14 protein-coding genes are annotated in these 13,664 nt (G+C 62.6%); 8 read left to right on the top strand and 6 right to left on the bottom strand.

The annotated features are described in order from the left end of the window. Window positions 1–270 precede the first annotated feature (270 nt). From efp to IPK66_10005, 5 genes are all read left to right on the top strand, one after another. On the top strand, window positions 271–840 hold the full coding sequence (gene efp, locus IPK66_10025; GenBank protein MBK8175573.1) for an elongation factor P: 570 nt from the start codon (window positions 271–273) through the stop codon (window positions 838–840). A 23-nt stretch (window positions 841–863) separates the two neighbouring features. Then, a complete protein-coding gene (locus IPK66_10020) occupies window positions 864–1,697 on the top strand; it encodes an inositol monophosphatase (protein MBK8175572.1) in 834 nt (277 codons plus the stop codon). Window positions 1,698–1,832: 135 nt separating this feature from the next. Continuing rightward, a complete protein-coding gene (locus IPK66_10015) occupies window positions 1,833–3,011 on the top strand; it encodes a flagellar motor protein MotA (GenBank protein MBK8175571.1) in 1,179 nt (392 codons plus the stop codon). A gap of 6 nt (window positions 3,012–3,017) precedes the next feature. Beyond that, on the top strand, window positions 3,018–4,148 hold the full coding sequence (locus IPK66_10010; GenBank protein MBK8175570.1) for a peptidoglycan -binding protein: 1,131 nt from the start codon (window positions 3,018–3,020) through the stop codon (window positions 4,146–4,148). A 51-nt stretch (window positions 4,149–4,199) separates the two neighbouring features. After that, a complete protein-coding gene (locus tag IPK66_10005) occupies window positions 4,200–5,408 on the top strand; it encodes an MFS transporter (GenBank protein MBK8175569.1) in 1,209 nt (402 codons plus the stop codon). Here IPK66_10005 and cyaY read toward each other — a convergent pair. Further along, complete coding sequence (gene cyaY / locus IPK66_10000; GenBank protein MBK8175568.1) at window positions 5,405–5,731, bottom strand: iron donor protein CyaY; 327 nt, start codon at window positions 5,729–5,731, stop codon at window positions 5,405–5,407. The two genes, IPK66_10005 and cyaY, sit on opposite strands and share 4 nt — an antisense overlap. Window positions 5,732–5,919: 188 nt before the next feature. On the opposite strand from cyaY, the gene rpmE reads away from it, so the two are divergent. Continuing rightward, window positions 5,920–6,147 (top strand): 50S ribosomal protein L31, encoded by a 228-nt coding sequence (gene rpmE, locus IPK66_09995; protein ID MBK8175567.1) that lies wholly within the window; start codon window positions 5,920–5,922, stop codon window positions 6,145–6,147. A 792-nt stretch (window positions 6,148–6,939) separates the two neighbouring features. Beyond that, window positions 6,940–7,482 carry a DUF1013 domain-containing protein gene (locus IPK66_09990; protein ID MBK8175566.1) on the top strand — a complete coding sequence of 181 codons (543 nt, stop codon included), beginning with the start codon at window positions 6,940–6,942 and terminating at the stop codon, window positions 7,480–7,482. Between the two features lie 139 nt (window positions 7,483–7,621). Here IPK66_09990 and IPK66_09985 read toward each other — a convergent pair whose 3' ends face one another. The 3 genes from IPK66_09985 to IPK66_09975 all read right to left on the bottom strand — a co-directional run bounded on the left by IPK66_09985 (window position 7,622) and on the right by IPK66_09975 (window position 10,662). Then, entirely contained in the window at window positions 7,622–8,023 is a 402-nt protein-coding gene (locus tag IPK66_09985) for a DUF3775 domain-containing protein (protein MBK8175565.1), read from the bottom strand. Between the two features lie 162 nt (window positions 8,024–8,185). Continuing rightward, the gene (locus IPK66_09980) at window positions 8,186–10,114 is read right to left on the bottom strand and encodes a propionyl-CoA synthetase (protein MBK8175564.1); all 1,929 of its coding nucleotides are present in this window, start codon (window positions 10,112–10,114) and stop codon (window positions 8,186–8,188) included. Window positions 10,115–10,491: 377 nt separating this feature from the next. After that, window positions 10,492–10,662, bottom strand: coding sequence for a YdcH family protein (locus IPK66_09975; protein ID MBK8175563.1), 171 nt, complete (start codon window positions 10,660–10,662; stop codon window positions 10,492–10,494). 193 nt (window positions 10,663–10,855) lie between these two features. On the opposite strand from IPK66_09975, the gene IPK66_09970 reads away from it, so the two are divergent. Further along, window positions 10,856–11,758: a folate-binding protein YgfZ gene (locus tag IPK66_09970; GenBank protein MBK8175562.1), complete on the top strand. Its 903-nt coding sequence runs from the start codon at window positions 10,856–10,858 to the stop codon at window positions 11,756–11,758. A gap of 89 nt (window positions 11,759–11,847) precedes the next feature. Here the strand turns inward: IPK66_09970 and rpmB are convergent, their stop codons facing one another. Both rpmB and IPK66_09960 read right to left on the bottom strand, forming a co-directional pair. Continuing rightward, on the bottom strand, window positions 11,848–12,141 hold the full coding sequence (rpmB, locus tag IPK66_09965) for a 50S ribosomal protein L28 (GenBank protein MBK8175561.1): 294 nt from the start codon (window positions 12,139–12,141) through the stop codon (window positions 11,848–11,850). A gap of 147 nt (window positions 12,142–12,288) precedes the next feature. Beyond that, window positions 12,289–13,503, bottom strand: coding sequence for an NADP-dependent isocitrate dehydrogenase (locus tag IPK66_09960; protein MBK8175560.1), 1,215 nt, complete (start codon window positions 13,501–13,503; stop codon window positions 12,289–12,291). Between the last annotated feature and the right edge of the window lie 161 nt (window positions 13,504–13,664).

Here is a 13,664-nt window from a genome sequence, read left to right as displayed (position 1 = left end):
ACCCGCCCGTGTATCTTCGCGGCCTGGTGGGGGCGGATCTAGCCTCACGGCGGGTCGGGTGAGCACGCCCCCGCCCTTGGGCGGCACGGCCCGCCATTTCGATCCGCCGCAAGCGGGCGCGATCCGGATGCTTTGATATCTTCGCCCGAACCGTCTTCAGGCACGGCAATCGCCCGGAGCCAGTCCGGCAGCGGCGTTGCCGCCGGCGATTTGACCTGCTAGCTTGCCGCCGCGGGCCCTTGCGGCCAATTCCAAACATCGGACGTGGCCATGAAGATCAGCGGGAACGCCATCCGCCCAGGAAACATCATCGAGCATCAAGGTCGCCTATGGCGGGCGGTGAAGATCATGCACACCCAGCCGGGCAAGGGGGGTGCTTATCTGCAGGTGGAGCTCAAGGACATCCGGGACGGCACTAAGCTCAACGAGCGGTTTCGCTCCTCGGAGAGCGTCGAGCGGGTGCGCCTCGATCAGCGCGACTTCCAGTACCTGTTCAGCGACGGCGACATGCATACCTTCATGGATTGCGAGACCTTTGATCAGATCGCCGTGAGCACCGATATCGTCGGCGAGGATCAGGTGCCGTTCCTGCAGGAGAATATGAAGGTCACTATCGAATCCTACGAGGAAAGCCCACTCAACGTGCAGCTCCCCGATCAGGTGGTGCTGCAGGTGGTCGAGGCCGACGCCGTGGTCAAGGGACAGACGGCGGCCTCCTCGTACAAGCCGGCGATCCTGGAAAACGGTGTGAAGGTCCTGGTTCCACCGTTCGTCGAGTCGGGGACGCGCATCGTCGTCGCCACGGCGGATGCGACCTACGTCGAACGCGCCAAAGACTGACGACGGAAGGTACTTACGGATTCATGATCCTACGCTCCCCCTTGCTCAACGTCATGACCGCCGCCGCGCAGAAGGCGGCGAAGGGTCTTATCCGCGACTTCGGCGAACTCGAGCAGCTTCAGGTCTCGAAAAAAGGGCCGGCAGATTTCGTCAGCAAGGCCGATCATCGCGCCGAAGGCGTCCTGCGCACGGAACTGCACAAGGCGCGGCCGACGTATGGAATGCTGATGGAGGAATCCGGATCTTATGCCGGAACGGATACCTCCAACCGCTGGATCGTCGATCCCCTCGATGGAACGACAAACTTCCTCCACGGCATCCCCCATTTTTCGATTTCGATTGCTCTCGAGCGCGACGGCGAGCCTTTCGCCGGTGTCGTCTATTCGCCGATCGTCGATGAGATGTTCGTCGCCGAACGTGGCTCCGGCGCGTTCCTCAACGGTCGCCGCCTTCGCGTCTCCGGACGACGGCGCCTCGATGAATCGGTTTTTGCCACCGGCATTCCGTTCAAAGGGCAGCCGGATCACGCCTTGTTCCTGAGCCAGTTGCGCGCGGTGATGGAGGTGGTGGCCGGCGTGCGTCGCTATGGCTCGGCGGCCCTCGACCTCGCGTACGTCGCCGCCGGGCGCTTTGACGGATACTGGGAAAACGGCCTCAATCCGTGGGATATCGCCGCTGGGATTGTCCTGATCCGCGAGGCGGGAGGGTTTGTAACCGATCTTGCCGGAGGGCGGCGAATGATGTCCGGCGGCGGCATCCTCGCCGGCAACGCTGATCTCCACCCCCAGCTTGCCACCCTGGTCAGTGCCGGTGGCACCGGTGCGAGGGGCATCGATGCCACTGCGGCATCATTGTGACCGCGGTATCGCTGTGAATTGATCGTCGACACATCCTTTCGCCACCACATCGGGCATAAACTGTCGGCTGCGCAGGAACGAACGCTTGGCCTGCGCCGCGACTGGGTGCACCGTTCTCGAGGTAGGCCGTAGACGATGACCAAGCCACGCCGCTTCCTGATCCGCATGCTCGTCTTCCTCGCCGCGGTTGGCGGCGTCGTCGCCGCGCTGCATTCAGGCCTCGAGCACGCGTTTTTTGCCAACGCGCCGCTTAACGGCCTGATCATCGGCGTCTTCCTGCTTGGCGTGATCTACAACATCCGCCAGGTCCTGAGCCTGGGTCCCGAGGTTGCCTGGATCGAGCGGTATCGCGGCGACAGGCGGACAGGCGACGCGGGCCTCGCGGGAACTGCACCTGTGAGCGCCGCACCACCGCATCTCCTCGCCCCGATGGCGGCGATGCTGGGCGAACGCAAGGGCCGGCTGCAGCTTTCGGCGCCAGCGATGCGCTCGCTGCTCGATGGCATCGCCTCGCGCCTTGATGAGTCGCGGGATCTGTCCCGCTACGTCATCGGCCTTTTGATTTTCCTCGGCCTGCTGGGCACGTTCTGGGGGCTCTCGCAGACGATCGGCGCCATCGGTGATGTCATCCGCGGGCTGCAGGTGGGCGGCGGTGACGTCGGCGAAGTGTTCGAATCGCTGAAGCGCGGCCTCGGCGTACCGTTGTCGGGCATGGGGACGGCGTTTTCGTCCTCGCTGTTCGGACTCGGCGGCTCTGTCGTCCTCGGCTTCCTCGATCTGCAGGCGGGCCAAGCGCAGAACCGCTTCTTCAACGACCTCGAGGAATGGCTTTCGGGCTCCACCCGGCTGTCATCCGGCGCCCTGCCCGGCGATGGCGAGCAGTCGATGCCGGTCTACGTCCAGGCGCTGCTCGAGCAGACGGCGGAGAGCCTTGAGACCCTGCAGCGAACCCTGACCCGCGGCGAGGAAGCGCGCATCGCCACCAACACCCACATCATGGGCCTTGCTGAAAAGATCGGCACCCTTACCGACCAGATGCGCGCGGAGCAGCAACTGATGCTGAAGCTGGGCGAGGGCCAGGCCGAGCTGCGGCCGATCCTCGCTCGTCTCGCCGAAGCCTTTCGCGCCCCGCAGGCCGGCGGCATGGACGATGCGACACGCGGGCACATCCGCAACCTCGACGTCTATGTCGCGCGGCTGATCGAGGAGATGATCGCCGGTCGCGAGGAAATCGTCCGCCAGGTCCGCAGCGACATCAAGCTGCTGGCCCGGACCATCGCCGCCGTCGCCGACGAAGCGGGCCGGCAGGGCTGAGCGGGGATGGCGCTTCGCAACCTCCGCGGCCGCCGTCACCTCGACATCTGGCCGGGCTTCGTCGACGCGCTGGCCAGCCTGCTCCTGGTCATCATCTTCGTTTTGCTCGTCTTCGTCCTTGCCCAGTTCTTCCTCAGCGAGACGCTGTCCGGGCGTGACGCAGCGCTGCGCCAGTTGCAAGGACAGATGAGCGAGCTGGCAAACGTCCTCGCCCTCGAACGCAAGGCGAAGGACGCGCTCGATCAGCAGGTCGTGCAGCTCTCCGCCGAGCTGCAGGCATCGCTGGCGGCGCAGCGGGGACTGCAGGGACAGGTGCAAACGCTGACCCAGCGGGCGGAAAAAGCGGAGGGCGACGCCGAGACGAGTGCGCAGGAAGCGGCGAAACTCACGGCCGACATTACCGCCTTACAGGCGCTCAAGGACGACCTCGAACGCCAGGCGGCCACCCTCGCCCAGCGCAGCGAGACAGCCGAGGCCGGCCTGATCGAAGAGCGCAAGGTCTCGGAGAGCGCCCGCGCCCAACTCGCACTGCTCAATCAACAGATAGCCGCCCTGCGCGCCCAGCTCAGCGAACTCACCGCCGCCCTCGACGCGTCCGAGAAGAAGGCATCCGAACAGCAGGTTCAGATCGAATCGCTGGGATCACGGCTCAACGCCGCGCTGGCCGGCAAAGTGCAGGAACTCGCCCGCTTCCGCTCGGAGTTCTTCGGCCGGCTGCGCGAGATCCTCGGTGATCATCCCGACATCCGTATCGTCGGCGATCGCTTCGTCTTCCCCTCCGAGGTACTGTTCGACGTCGGCTCGGCCGAGATCGGTGATGCCGGCCGGGAACAGATCGCGCGGGTCGCCCAGACTCTCAAGGATGTCTCCGCCCGCATCCCCGCCGACATCGACTGGATCTTGCAGGTGGAGGGTCATACCGACAAGGTGCCGATCAATACGCCGCAGTTCCCGTCCAACTGGGAACTTTCGGAGGCACGGGCGATGTCGGTGCTGCGTCTTCTAATCGACAGTGGCATTCCTGCCTCCCGGCTCTCCGCCGCAGGTTACGCCGAATTCCATCCCATCGATCCCGGTGATGGCGAAGCCGCCTACCGGCGCAACCGCCGCATTGAATTGAAGCTAACTCAGCGCTAAAGCCAAGAGCGCAAGAACAAGGGGCACGTTAGTGCCCGCCATGGACGCCTCATGGGAATTCTGTTTCTCGTCGTTTTCGTCGATCTGGTCGGCTTCGGGGTGATCATTCCGCTGCTGCCCTTCTACGGCGAACACTTTCACGCCTCGCCGTCGCAGGTCGGCCTGCTGATGGCCATCTACTCCTTCGGCCAATTCCTTGCCGCACCGATCTGGGGCCAGCTCAGCGACCGCATCGGCCGCAAGCCCGTGCTGGTGATCAGCCTCATCGGCGCGACACTCTCGTATCTGTGGCTGGCCAACGCCACCAGCTTGTGGATGCTGTTCGCCGCCCGTGCGGTCGGCGGGGTGATGGCCGGCAACATCGGCACAGCCTTCGCCTACGTTGCCGACATCACCACGCCCGCCAACCGCGCCAAAGGGATGGGGGTTGTGGGCGCCGCCTTCGGCCTCGGATTCATCTTCGGACCGGCGATTGGCGGCATCCTCGCCGGCAACGATCCGGCACATGCCGATTATGTCAGCCCGGCACTGACCGCGGCGGCGCTCTCCGGCATCGCCACCCTCCTTGCCATCTTCCTGCTCAAGGAATCTCTCAGTGCCGAAACCCGCCGGGCGCACGCGGCGCTGCCACGCTCGAGCCGCTGGCGTCTGCTCGCCACCGCCCTGCGCACGCCCGTCGTCGGCCGGCTGATCGTCATTGCCTTCCTATCGACGTTCGTTTTCGCCGGAATGGAAACAACCTTCGCCATGTGGTCGCGGCGCGCCTTCGGCTGGGGGCCGGAACAGAACGGCTACATATTCGCCTTTGTCGGATTTACCAGCGCGCTGGTTCAAGGCGGCGGCGTCGGCCGGCTGGCCAAACGCTTCGGCGAGCGCGCCCTGGTAATCGGTGGCGCGGCAGCCCTCGCCGCCGGCATGCTGGCAATTCCGCTCTCGACAACGATCCCGGTCCTCGCAGCGGCGATGCTGATCGTGGCGCTGGGTTTCAGCCTGATGACCCCCTCGCTCAACAGCCTCGTCTCGCTGGCCGTCGAGAAGAGCGTACAGGGCGGCACGATGGGCGTCAGCCGCTCGGCGACGACGCTCGCCCGCGTTCTCGGTCCGAGTTGGGCCGGTCTGTTATTCGAGCATGCCGGGCGAGACTGGCCGTTTCTCGCCGGAGCCGTGCTGATGAGCGGCGTCGTTTTGATCGCGCTCGGTTCGACCGCGGCAAGGCCGGCGTGCGAGGGTGGCGACGTCCGCGGCGCGGACGCCCCTTAACCGAGCACAATGGCGCTGCCGGCAGCGGCGGAAAACTCGCGCTCGAGGATAGCGAGTAGCCGCTCGCCGCCGCGGGTCGAGATCCAGCCCCGTTCGTCATCGTAGCCGAAGTGCGCGGCACCGCTCACCGGTGACGACAGCCAGATCTGGCGATTGGGTGCGTTCTTATTGATCACGTATTGCCCGCCGCCATCAAGCGCCACCGTCAGCACCCCTTCGTGCAGATCGACTTCTGCCGTCTCGCCAATCTCCTCCTCCAGACGATCGAATAGGTCAGCGATCGTCTTGTCCGCCATGCGTACGAACTGGCCCTCGTCCACCATAACTCTCCCTCTTGCCCCATGCCGCCTCGTTGTGAGCCCCCTCCTCACCCCCCAGGTGCGCCATCGGCACCGGGCACGGCGAAAGCTTCCTCGTCAAGACGAGGCACCAGCGTCGTTGCCGGTATTTCCCGCCGGTTGCGCACACCGGATGACATCATTATATAGGGCGCTCGAACAGGAGCGAGATGATGAAGAAGGACATTCACCCGGATTACCACGAGATCATCGTGGAGATGACGGACGGCAGCCGCTTTACCACGCGATCGACCTGGGGCAGCGAAGGCGAAGTCCTGAAGCTCGGCATCGATTCGAAGACCCATCCGGCCTGGACAGGGGTCCACCGCCTGATGGATTCGGGCGGTCAGCTCGCCAAGTTCAACAAAAGGTTCAAGGGTTTCGGCCTGAAGGCCACCTAACGCCTGTCTTCCTCCGATGTAGCGTGCGCCACGCCGCCGGTTTCCGGCGGCGTTGGCGTTTGCGGATCAGGATTGCGCGCGCCTCCTGAAGGAAAAAAGGAGGCCCCCCTGCCGTCCGCAGCCTCCGCCCGAATCGACCTCACCTCGAAACAGGCAAACCCGCGCGGTGCACCCCCGACACACCAAATGCGACAGGCGCGGCTTTGATAGCAAACCAACCACACAAAAATGCCGCCCCATAAGGGGCGGCGTGAGTTGGATAGGGAGGAGGTCAAAGTGAACCAGGGTTCGGTGCCGAAGCCCGGCTCAACATGGACGCTCGCGGGACAAGAATATTTATAGCGAAATACGCTGCACGCATCAAGAGTTATTTTTTTAATTCTCTTTACTTGAGAGAGCAATTTCGCTAAGAGAAATACAAATTTAAATTGAATTACTTTTTATAACACCCGCGTAAAAATTGGCAAAGCCAGTATTTCCAGGGGTATCGAGACTCGCTGTCGGTTGCGATTCTGCTTGCCCGAAAGAAATGAACCGGGCATACCCGACTTTGGTCTAAGGCGTCTGGATCGGTCTGGTGAAGACGGCAAGGACGCTGCGATGACAGTATCCGCCAAAGGCGTCGATTATCCGTGATCGCGTGGCTTCTGTGCTGATTTCATAGCAGCACGGTTGCATTTCGGCCGCGTCTCGCATTCATTATGGATGCAAGGTGCGCGTTTCGGCTGGCGTCGCCCTGCGAGGCCCGGCCTCCTCCGTTTACGATAACGACAACCAAGAGGAGCTATCGAGATGGCACAACCATTGATGCCGAAGGCGACGGCCGTTTGGCTGGTCGAGAACACGGCACTGACGTTCGAGCAGATTGGCGATTTCTGCGGCATGCACGCGCTCGAGGTTCAGGCGATCGCCGATGGCGAAGTCGCGTCGGGCATGCAAGGGCGCGATCCCGTATCTGCCGGCGAAGTAACCCTGGCGGAGATCGAGCGCTGCTCGACCGATCCCCAGTTTCGCCTGCGTCCCGCCGACCGCCACGTGCCAATTCCCGAAGCGCGATCTAAGGGAGCGAAGTATACGCCGGTCGCGAAGCGGCAGGATCGTCCGGACGCCATCGCCTGGCTGCTGAAGAATTATCCCGAACTCACCGATGCCCAGGTGTGCAAACTTGTCGGCACGACCAAGCCGACGATCGACAAGATTCGCGAACGCACACACTGGCGTTCCGCCGACATCAAGGCACGCAATCCTGTTGGCCTCGGGTTATGCAACGAGCCCGACCTGCAGAAGGAGGTCGACCTTGCGCGCGCCCGGATGGGCACCGTGCACGGGACCTAGAACGTGATGAGGCCATGGGGGGTACATGCGCCGATGAAGCCTGCCACAGGCGCAAAACCGACACGTACAATCGCGTAACGCGCATCGACCGGCATTCACCCGTGCCGGCGACGCGCGCGTCCGCCGAAATCTCAGGCGATCACGCCCGACCCGCCTCGAATTCCGCGCAAGACAGGCCGAACTCCGCCAACCCCTCCTCCAGGTAATCGCCAAGAAGCGGAATGCCGAGAAAAGCCTCGACTCGGCGCTCGTCCGCGTACTCCTTCGCATCGGCCAAGGCGTCGCCCCATTCTTCGACGTCGTAATCCCCCTGTCCCAGCCATGTCAGCGCCAGCAGTTCGATCGTTTCGTCCTCGCTCAGCGATTCGAAGAATCTTTTGAGCTCTTCAATCGCCGGATCGTCGGATTCGGCGAATAAGACCTCCAATGGATCGTCGAGCGGATTGTCTTCGAGTTCCGAGGCCTCAGGCGCAATTTGCGCGTCGAACGCGCGCGCCTTGCCGATGAGATAACAGACTTTTTCGATCGAGATGGTCAACATGGGCGCCACCCTTTCGTCTGGACGAAGAAAGGATGAGGCTTTGAAGGCCAACTAGCAATTTCGTTCACTCGTTTGGCTTGGATCGCGTTTGACGGACAAAAAAAGCGCGGCACCGTTGCCCGAGTGCCGCGCTCTTCTCGCTTGCGCCTTTATCGCGACGGTTTATTCCGCCGGCGAGGACGCTGCCTCTTTGCGGGCGCTGGCGTAGCCGATCTGCTCCAGGGCGCCCTTGATCTCGTCAAGGATTGCCGGATCGTCGATGGTCGCCGGCATTTTCCACGGCTCGTTGTCGGCGATCTTCTGGATGGTCCCGCGCAGGATCTTGCCGGAGCGGGTCTTGGGCAGGCGATCGATCACCGTCGCGGTCTTGAAGGCGGCGACCGGACCGATCTGGTCGCGGACCATCTTCACCAGTTCCTTGACGATCTGCTCGTGCGACTTGCTGACTCCCGCCTTGAGAACCACGAAGCCGACGGGAAGCTGACCCTTGAAGTTGTCATAAACCCCGACGACGGCGCATTCCGCGACGTCGTCGTGACGGGCCAGGACCTCTTCCATCGCCCCGGTCGACAGGCGGTGGCCGGCGACGTTGATGACGTCATCGGTGCGGGCCATGATGTAGACGTAGCCGTCCTCATCCATGAAACCGGCATCGGCGGTGGTATAGTAGCCGGGAAACTCGGTGAGATACGACTTCACGAAGCGGTCATCGTTGTTCCACAGCGTCGGCAACGCGCCCGGAGGCAGGGGCAGCTTCACGCAGATCGTGCCGCTCTGACCGCGTCCAACCTCTTTGTTCGCCTCGTCGAGAACCATGACGTTCCAGCCTGGCACCGGACGGGTTGGCGAGCCTGGCTTCACCGGCAGCACATCGAGGCCCATGCAGTTGGCGGCAATCGCCCAGCCGGTCTCGGTCTGCCACCAGTGGTCGATGACCGGGCGTTTGACCGCGTTCATCGCCCATTGCAGGGTATCGGGATCGGTGCGCTCGCCGGCGAGGAAGAGAATGCGGAACTTGCTGAGGTCATACTTAGCCATCAGCTCGGCCTTCGGATCATCGCGTTTGATGGCGCGAAACGCCGTCGGCGCGGTAAACAGCGAGACGACATTGTGCTGTTCGATCATCCGCCAGAAGGCACCGGCGTCCGGTGTTCCGACCGGCTTGCCCTCATAGACGACCGTCGTCGCCCCGTAGATCAGCGGCGCATAAACGATGTAGGAGTGGCCGACGACCCAGCCCACGTCCGAGGCGGCCCACCACACTTCACCCGGTTCGACGTCGTAGATATTCTTCATCGACCAGTTCAGTGCGACGAGGTGACCACCATTGTCGCGGACCACACCCTTCGGCTGGCCGGTCGTACCCGACGTATAGAGAATGTAGAGTGGATCGGTCGCCGCCACCGGCACGCACTCGGCCGGCGTTGCCTTGGCCGCCGACTCGTCCCAGTCGTACTGACCGCTTTGCAGTTCCCACAGATTTTGCGGACGCTGCTTGATGATGACGGCGTCAGGCTTGTGATCCGACAAGGCAATCGCGCCTTCGATCAAGGGCTTATAATCGATCACGCGCCCGACTTCGATGCCGCACGACGCGGTGACGATCGCCTTCGGCAGCGCATCGTCGATGCGCACGGCCAGTTCGTTCGAGGCAAACCCGCCAAATACGACGGAGTGAACGGCGCCGATGCGCGCGCAGGCAAGCATGGCGATCGGTGCTTCCGGGACCATCGGCATGTAGACGATAACCCGGTCGCCCTTACCCACACCCAGTCCGACGAGAACGCCGGCAAACGCCGCGACTTCGTCGCGCAACTGACGATAGGTATAGGTCCGGACGGTATTGCCGGTCACCGGGCTGTCATAAATCAGCGCCAGCTGATCCGCCCGGCCGCCTTCAACGTGACGATCGAGGGCGTTGTAACACGTATTGACGATGCCACCGGAAAACCAGCGATAGAACGGCTTGTTCGTGTCGTCGAGAACCTTATCCCATTTCTTGAACCAGTGAATGCCTTCCGCGGCCTCACCCCAGAAACCTTCCGGATCTGAAATGGAGCGATTAAAGGCGTCCTCGTATGATCCAGTCATGGCCCTCCCCTTTTTTCAAGTTTGTCAGAGACCAAGACGCGAGCCAGCCTTGCCGTCCGCGCCAGTCGAGGCGGAGTGTGGTCTAAAATTGAGACTTTTGCAAAGGGGGAGTCGCAGTATCCGATCGTGGACGTCAGACCGGCCGATGGCGTTGACTGAGCGGATCTTGTCACTGGTGACTGGCGTTTTTTTTCCCGGGTAACATGCCGTCTTGAGAAACCAATGCTGCGTTTGCTCAATCATTTCGTTGCACTGCACATGCAAGATTGAACACACCATTCTCTTGAGCGGCGGGCGCTCCCGCACCCGCCGCAACTGCTGTTCCGGGTGCGCTATCGCCTAATTAAACAAAGCGCACACACAGACTACTCCTAACGCTAATGGGGATGGCTTAAATTGGCGATTTCGTCCTTAATTTGTAATTTTTGCTTTTTCAGCCTTGAGATCTCTGACTCATCCGGGCGCGGCCGATTATTCTCCGTTTCTATCGCTTCCTCGAGGGCATGATGCTTGGCCTTCAATGCTTCGATGCGATCCTGCAGGCTCATGGGATACACCCTCCGTCGTTTCACCCGACTGTCATGGAGCATAGGCCGCTGGTGCGCGGCATCGCAAGCCTGACGCGACGCGCGTGCCCGTAATGCCGAGTGTGCCGGCGCGCGAATGCTTGCGTTGCCGGCGTCCGCCCGTCACCTTCACCGTCGAACTCTCGGCGCCACCGCTGCAAGGACCTCCGTTTCGATGACCTCACCCCTCTGCGTTCCGCTCCCCGATCGTGCCGTGCTCACGGTTGGGGGCCCCGACGCAAGCACGTTCCTGCAAGGCTTGATTTCCAACGATATCACCCGTGTCAGTCCAAGCCACGCCATCTGGGCGGCATTTCTTACGCCTCAAGGCAAATACCTGCATGACTTCTTCATCTGCACGATGGGCGAAGCTCTGCTCCTCGACGTCGAAGCCTCGCGGGCCCCGGATCTCGTGCGCCGCCTCACCATGTACAAGCTGCGATCACGCGTGAGCATTGGCGCGGCGATACCCGAGATGGCCGTCTGGGCACTGACCGGTCCCGGCGCCGCTGAGGCGTTCGACCTGCCGCCGGCCGAGGCGGGCACGGCGCAAGCGCTTGCCGGTGGTGTCGTCTTTATCGACCCCCGTCTCGCCGATGCGGGAGCGCGCGCGGTGCTGCCCACCGCCACGGGCGCATCGCCTCTGCTCGAACGCGGTTTCGGCACAGGCGTCGCGGACGACTATGACCGAAGCCGGATCGCCCTCGGGCTGCCCGATGGTAGCCGGGACATCAGCATCGATAAATCCTTGCTGCTGGAATGCGGATTTGACGAATTGCACGGCATCGACTGGCAGAAGGGATGCTTCCTCGGCCAGGAATTGACCGCGCGCACGCGCTATCGCGGTCTGGTCAAGCGGCGATTGGTCCCCATGCGTGTCGAGGGGCCGCGCCCCGCGCCCGGCACGCCCATCCTCGTCGGCGACAAGCCCGTCGGCGAAGTCCGCTCAGGAAGCGGAGACTTGGCGCTCGCTTCGATCCGGCTCGACGCCCTGGGAGAGATCTCAGCAGGCGAAGGCCGCATCGCTATTGGCGACGCTCACATCTCCCCGCAACTGCCGTCATGGATGCGAATTTGAGGGCCGCTTCGCGCGGCGCCGGACCTCTTCCGAGAGGAGGGAGCCGGCGCCGCGCGGCGCTCTGCTACGCGGCTATCGCGCGCGCGATCTTAAGCGTCGGCGCTAACGCCGGCACGCCTGATGAGCCGCTTGAGCCGACGAAGTTCGGGGGTCAACTCAGCACTCTTGGCCTTGGTTAAGTACAAATCCAAGCCACCGCGGTGCTCGATCGTACGCAGCCCGTGGGTCGAGACACGCAAGGTAACCGGTCGTCCGAGCGTATCGCTCATCAGCGATGCCGGCTGCAGGTTCGGCAGGAAGCGACGACGGGTCTTGTTGTTGGCGTGGCTGACGTTGTTACCGGTCAGCACGCCTTTTCCGGTAATCGGGCAGCGCCGTGCCATCAGAAGAGTTCTCCGTAAAACAAAGGACGGGGCTCGCGAGCCCCGTCAACACCGTTATCGGTATGTAAAGCCTCGGACCCGAGCCGTCAAGACAGCCGATCCGCGGAGAGCGGATCGGCCGGCGGCGGGTCTCAGGCCATCGACTTCTCAGGCCATCTTCTTCTGCAAGTTCTCGTCGAGCTTGGCGAGAAACTGCTCAGTGGTCATCCACGGCTGGTCCGGACCAATGAGGATCGCGAGATCCTTGGTCATCGCACCGCTTTCCACCGTCTCGACGCAGACCTCCTCAAGGGCATGGGCGAAGCGAACCACCTCGGGCGTGTCGTCGAAGGTACCGCGGTAGTGCAGCCCGCGCGTCCAGGCGAAGATCGAAGCGATGGGATTGGTCGACGTCGGCTTGCCCTGCTGATGCTGGCGGAAGTGGCGGGTGACCGTGCCATGCGCCGCCTCAGCTTCGATGGTCTTGCCGTCCGGCGTCATCAGCACCGATGTCATCAGGCCGAGCGAGCCGAAGCCCTGCGCCACCGAGTCCGACTGCACGTCGCCATCGTAGTTCTTGCAGGCCCAAACGAAGCCGCCGTCCCACTTCAGCGCCGAGGCGACCATGTCGTCGATCAGGCGGTGCTCGTAGACGATTCCCTTGGCTTCAAACTTCGCCTTGAATTCCGCGTCGTAGATCTCGGCGAAAAGATCCTTGAAGCGGCCGTCGTAGGCCTTGAGGATGGTGTTCTTGGTCGACAGGTACACCGACCAGCCGATGTCCAGACCGTAGTTCATGCAGGCACGGGCAAAACCGCGGATCGATTCATCGAGGTTGTACATCGCCATGGCGACGCCGCCGCCGGGAAAGGCAAAGACTTCCTGCTCGATCGGCGCACTGCCGTCAGAGGGGGTGAACTTGATCGTCAGCTTGCCCTCGCTTGGAACGACGAAGTCGGTCGCCCGATACTGATCGCCGAAGGCGTGACGGCCGATGACGATCGGCTTTGTCCAGCCGGGAACCAAGCGCGGGACATTGTTGCAAATGATCGGCTGACGGAAAACGGTGCCGCCCAGGATGTTGCGAATGGTGCCGTTTGGCGACTTCCACATCTTCTTCAGGCCAAACTCGGCAACGCGTGCCTCGTCAGGCGTGATCGTCGCGCACTTTACCCCGACGCCATGTTCCTTGATCGCTTCGGCGGCATCAATCGTCACTCGATCGTCGGTCGCGTCCCGATGCTCCATCCCCAGGTCAAAATACCGGATGTCGACATCAAGATAAGGAACAATCAGCTTATCTTTGATGTATTGCCAGATAACTCTGGTCATCTCGTCGCCATCGAGATCAACGATCGGTTTAGCGACCTTAATCTTTTTCATCGTATTACTCTCCTGAGAGCGTTCTCGGCCGATTTCGTCCGCCGGGGTGCGCCCCGTTCCCTGCGCCGTAATCGCACGGACCGAGCACCCTACCCGCGATGGCCATTTTTGGCAAGATTGCCCCGATCGGCAGAGCCATCGGCTCCCCGTAACCGCGCGAC

It is taken from the genome of Rhodospirillales bacterium (assembly GCA_016712595.1).
Classification (GTDB): domain Bacteria; phylum Pseudomonadota; class Alphaproteobacteria; order Rhodospirillales; family Defluviicoccaceae; genus Defluviicoccus.
This window is presented reverse-complemented; position numbering and strand designations above follow the sequence as displayed.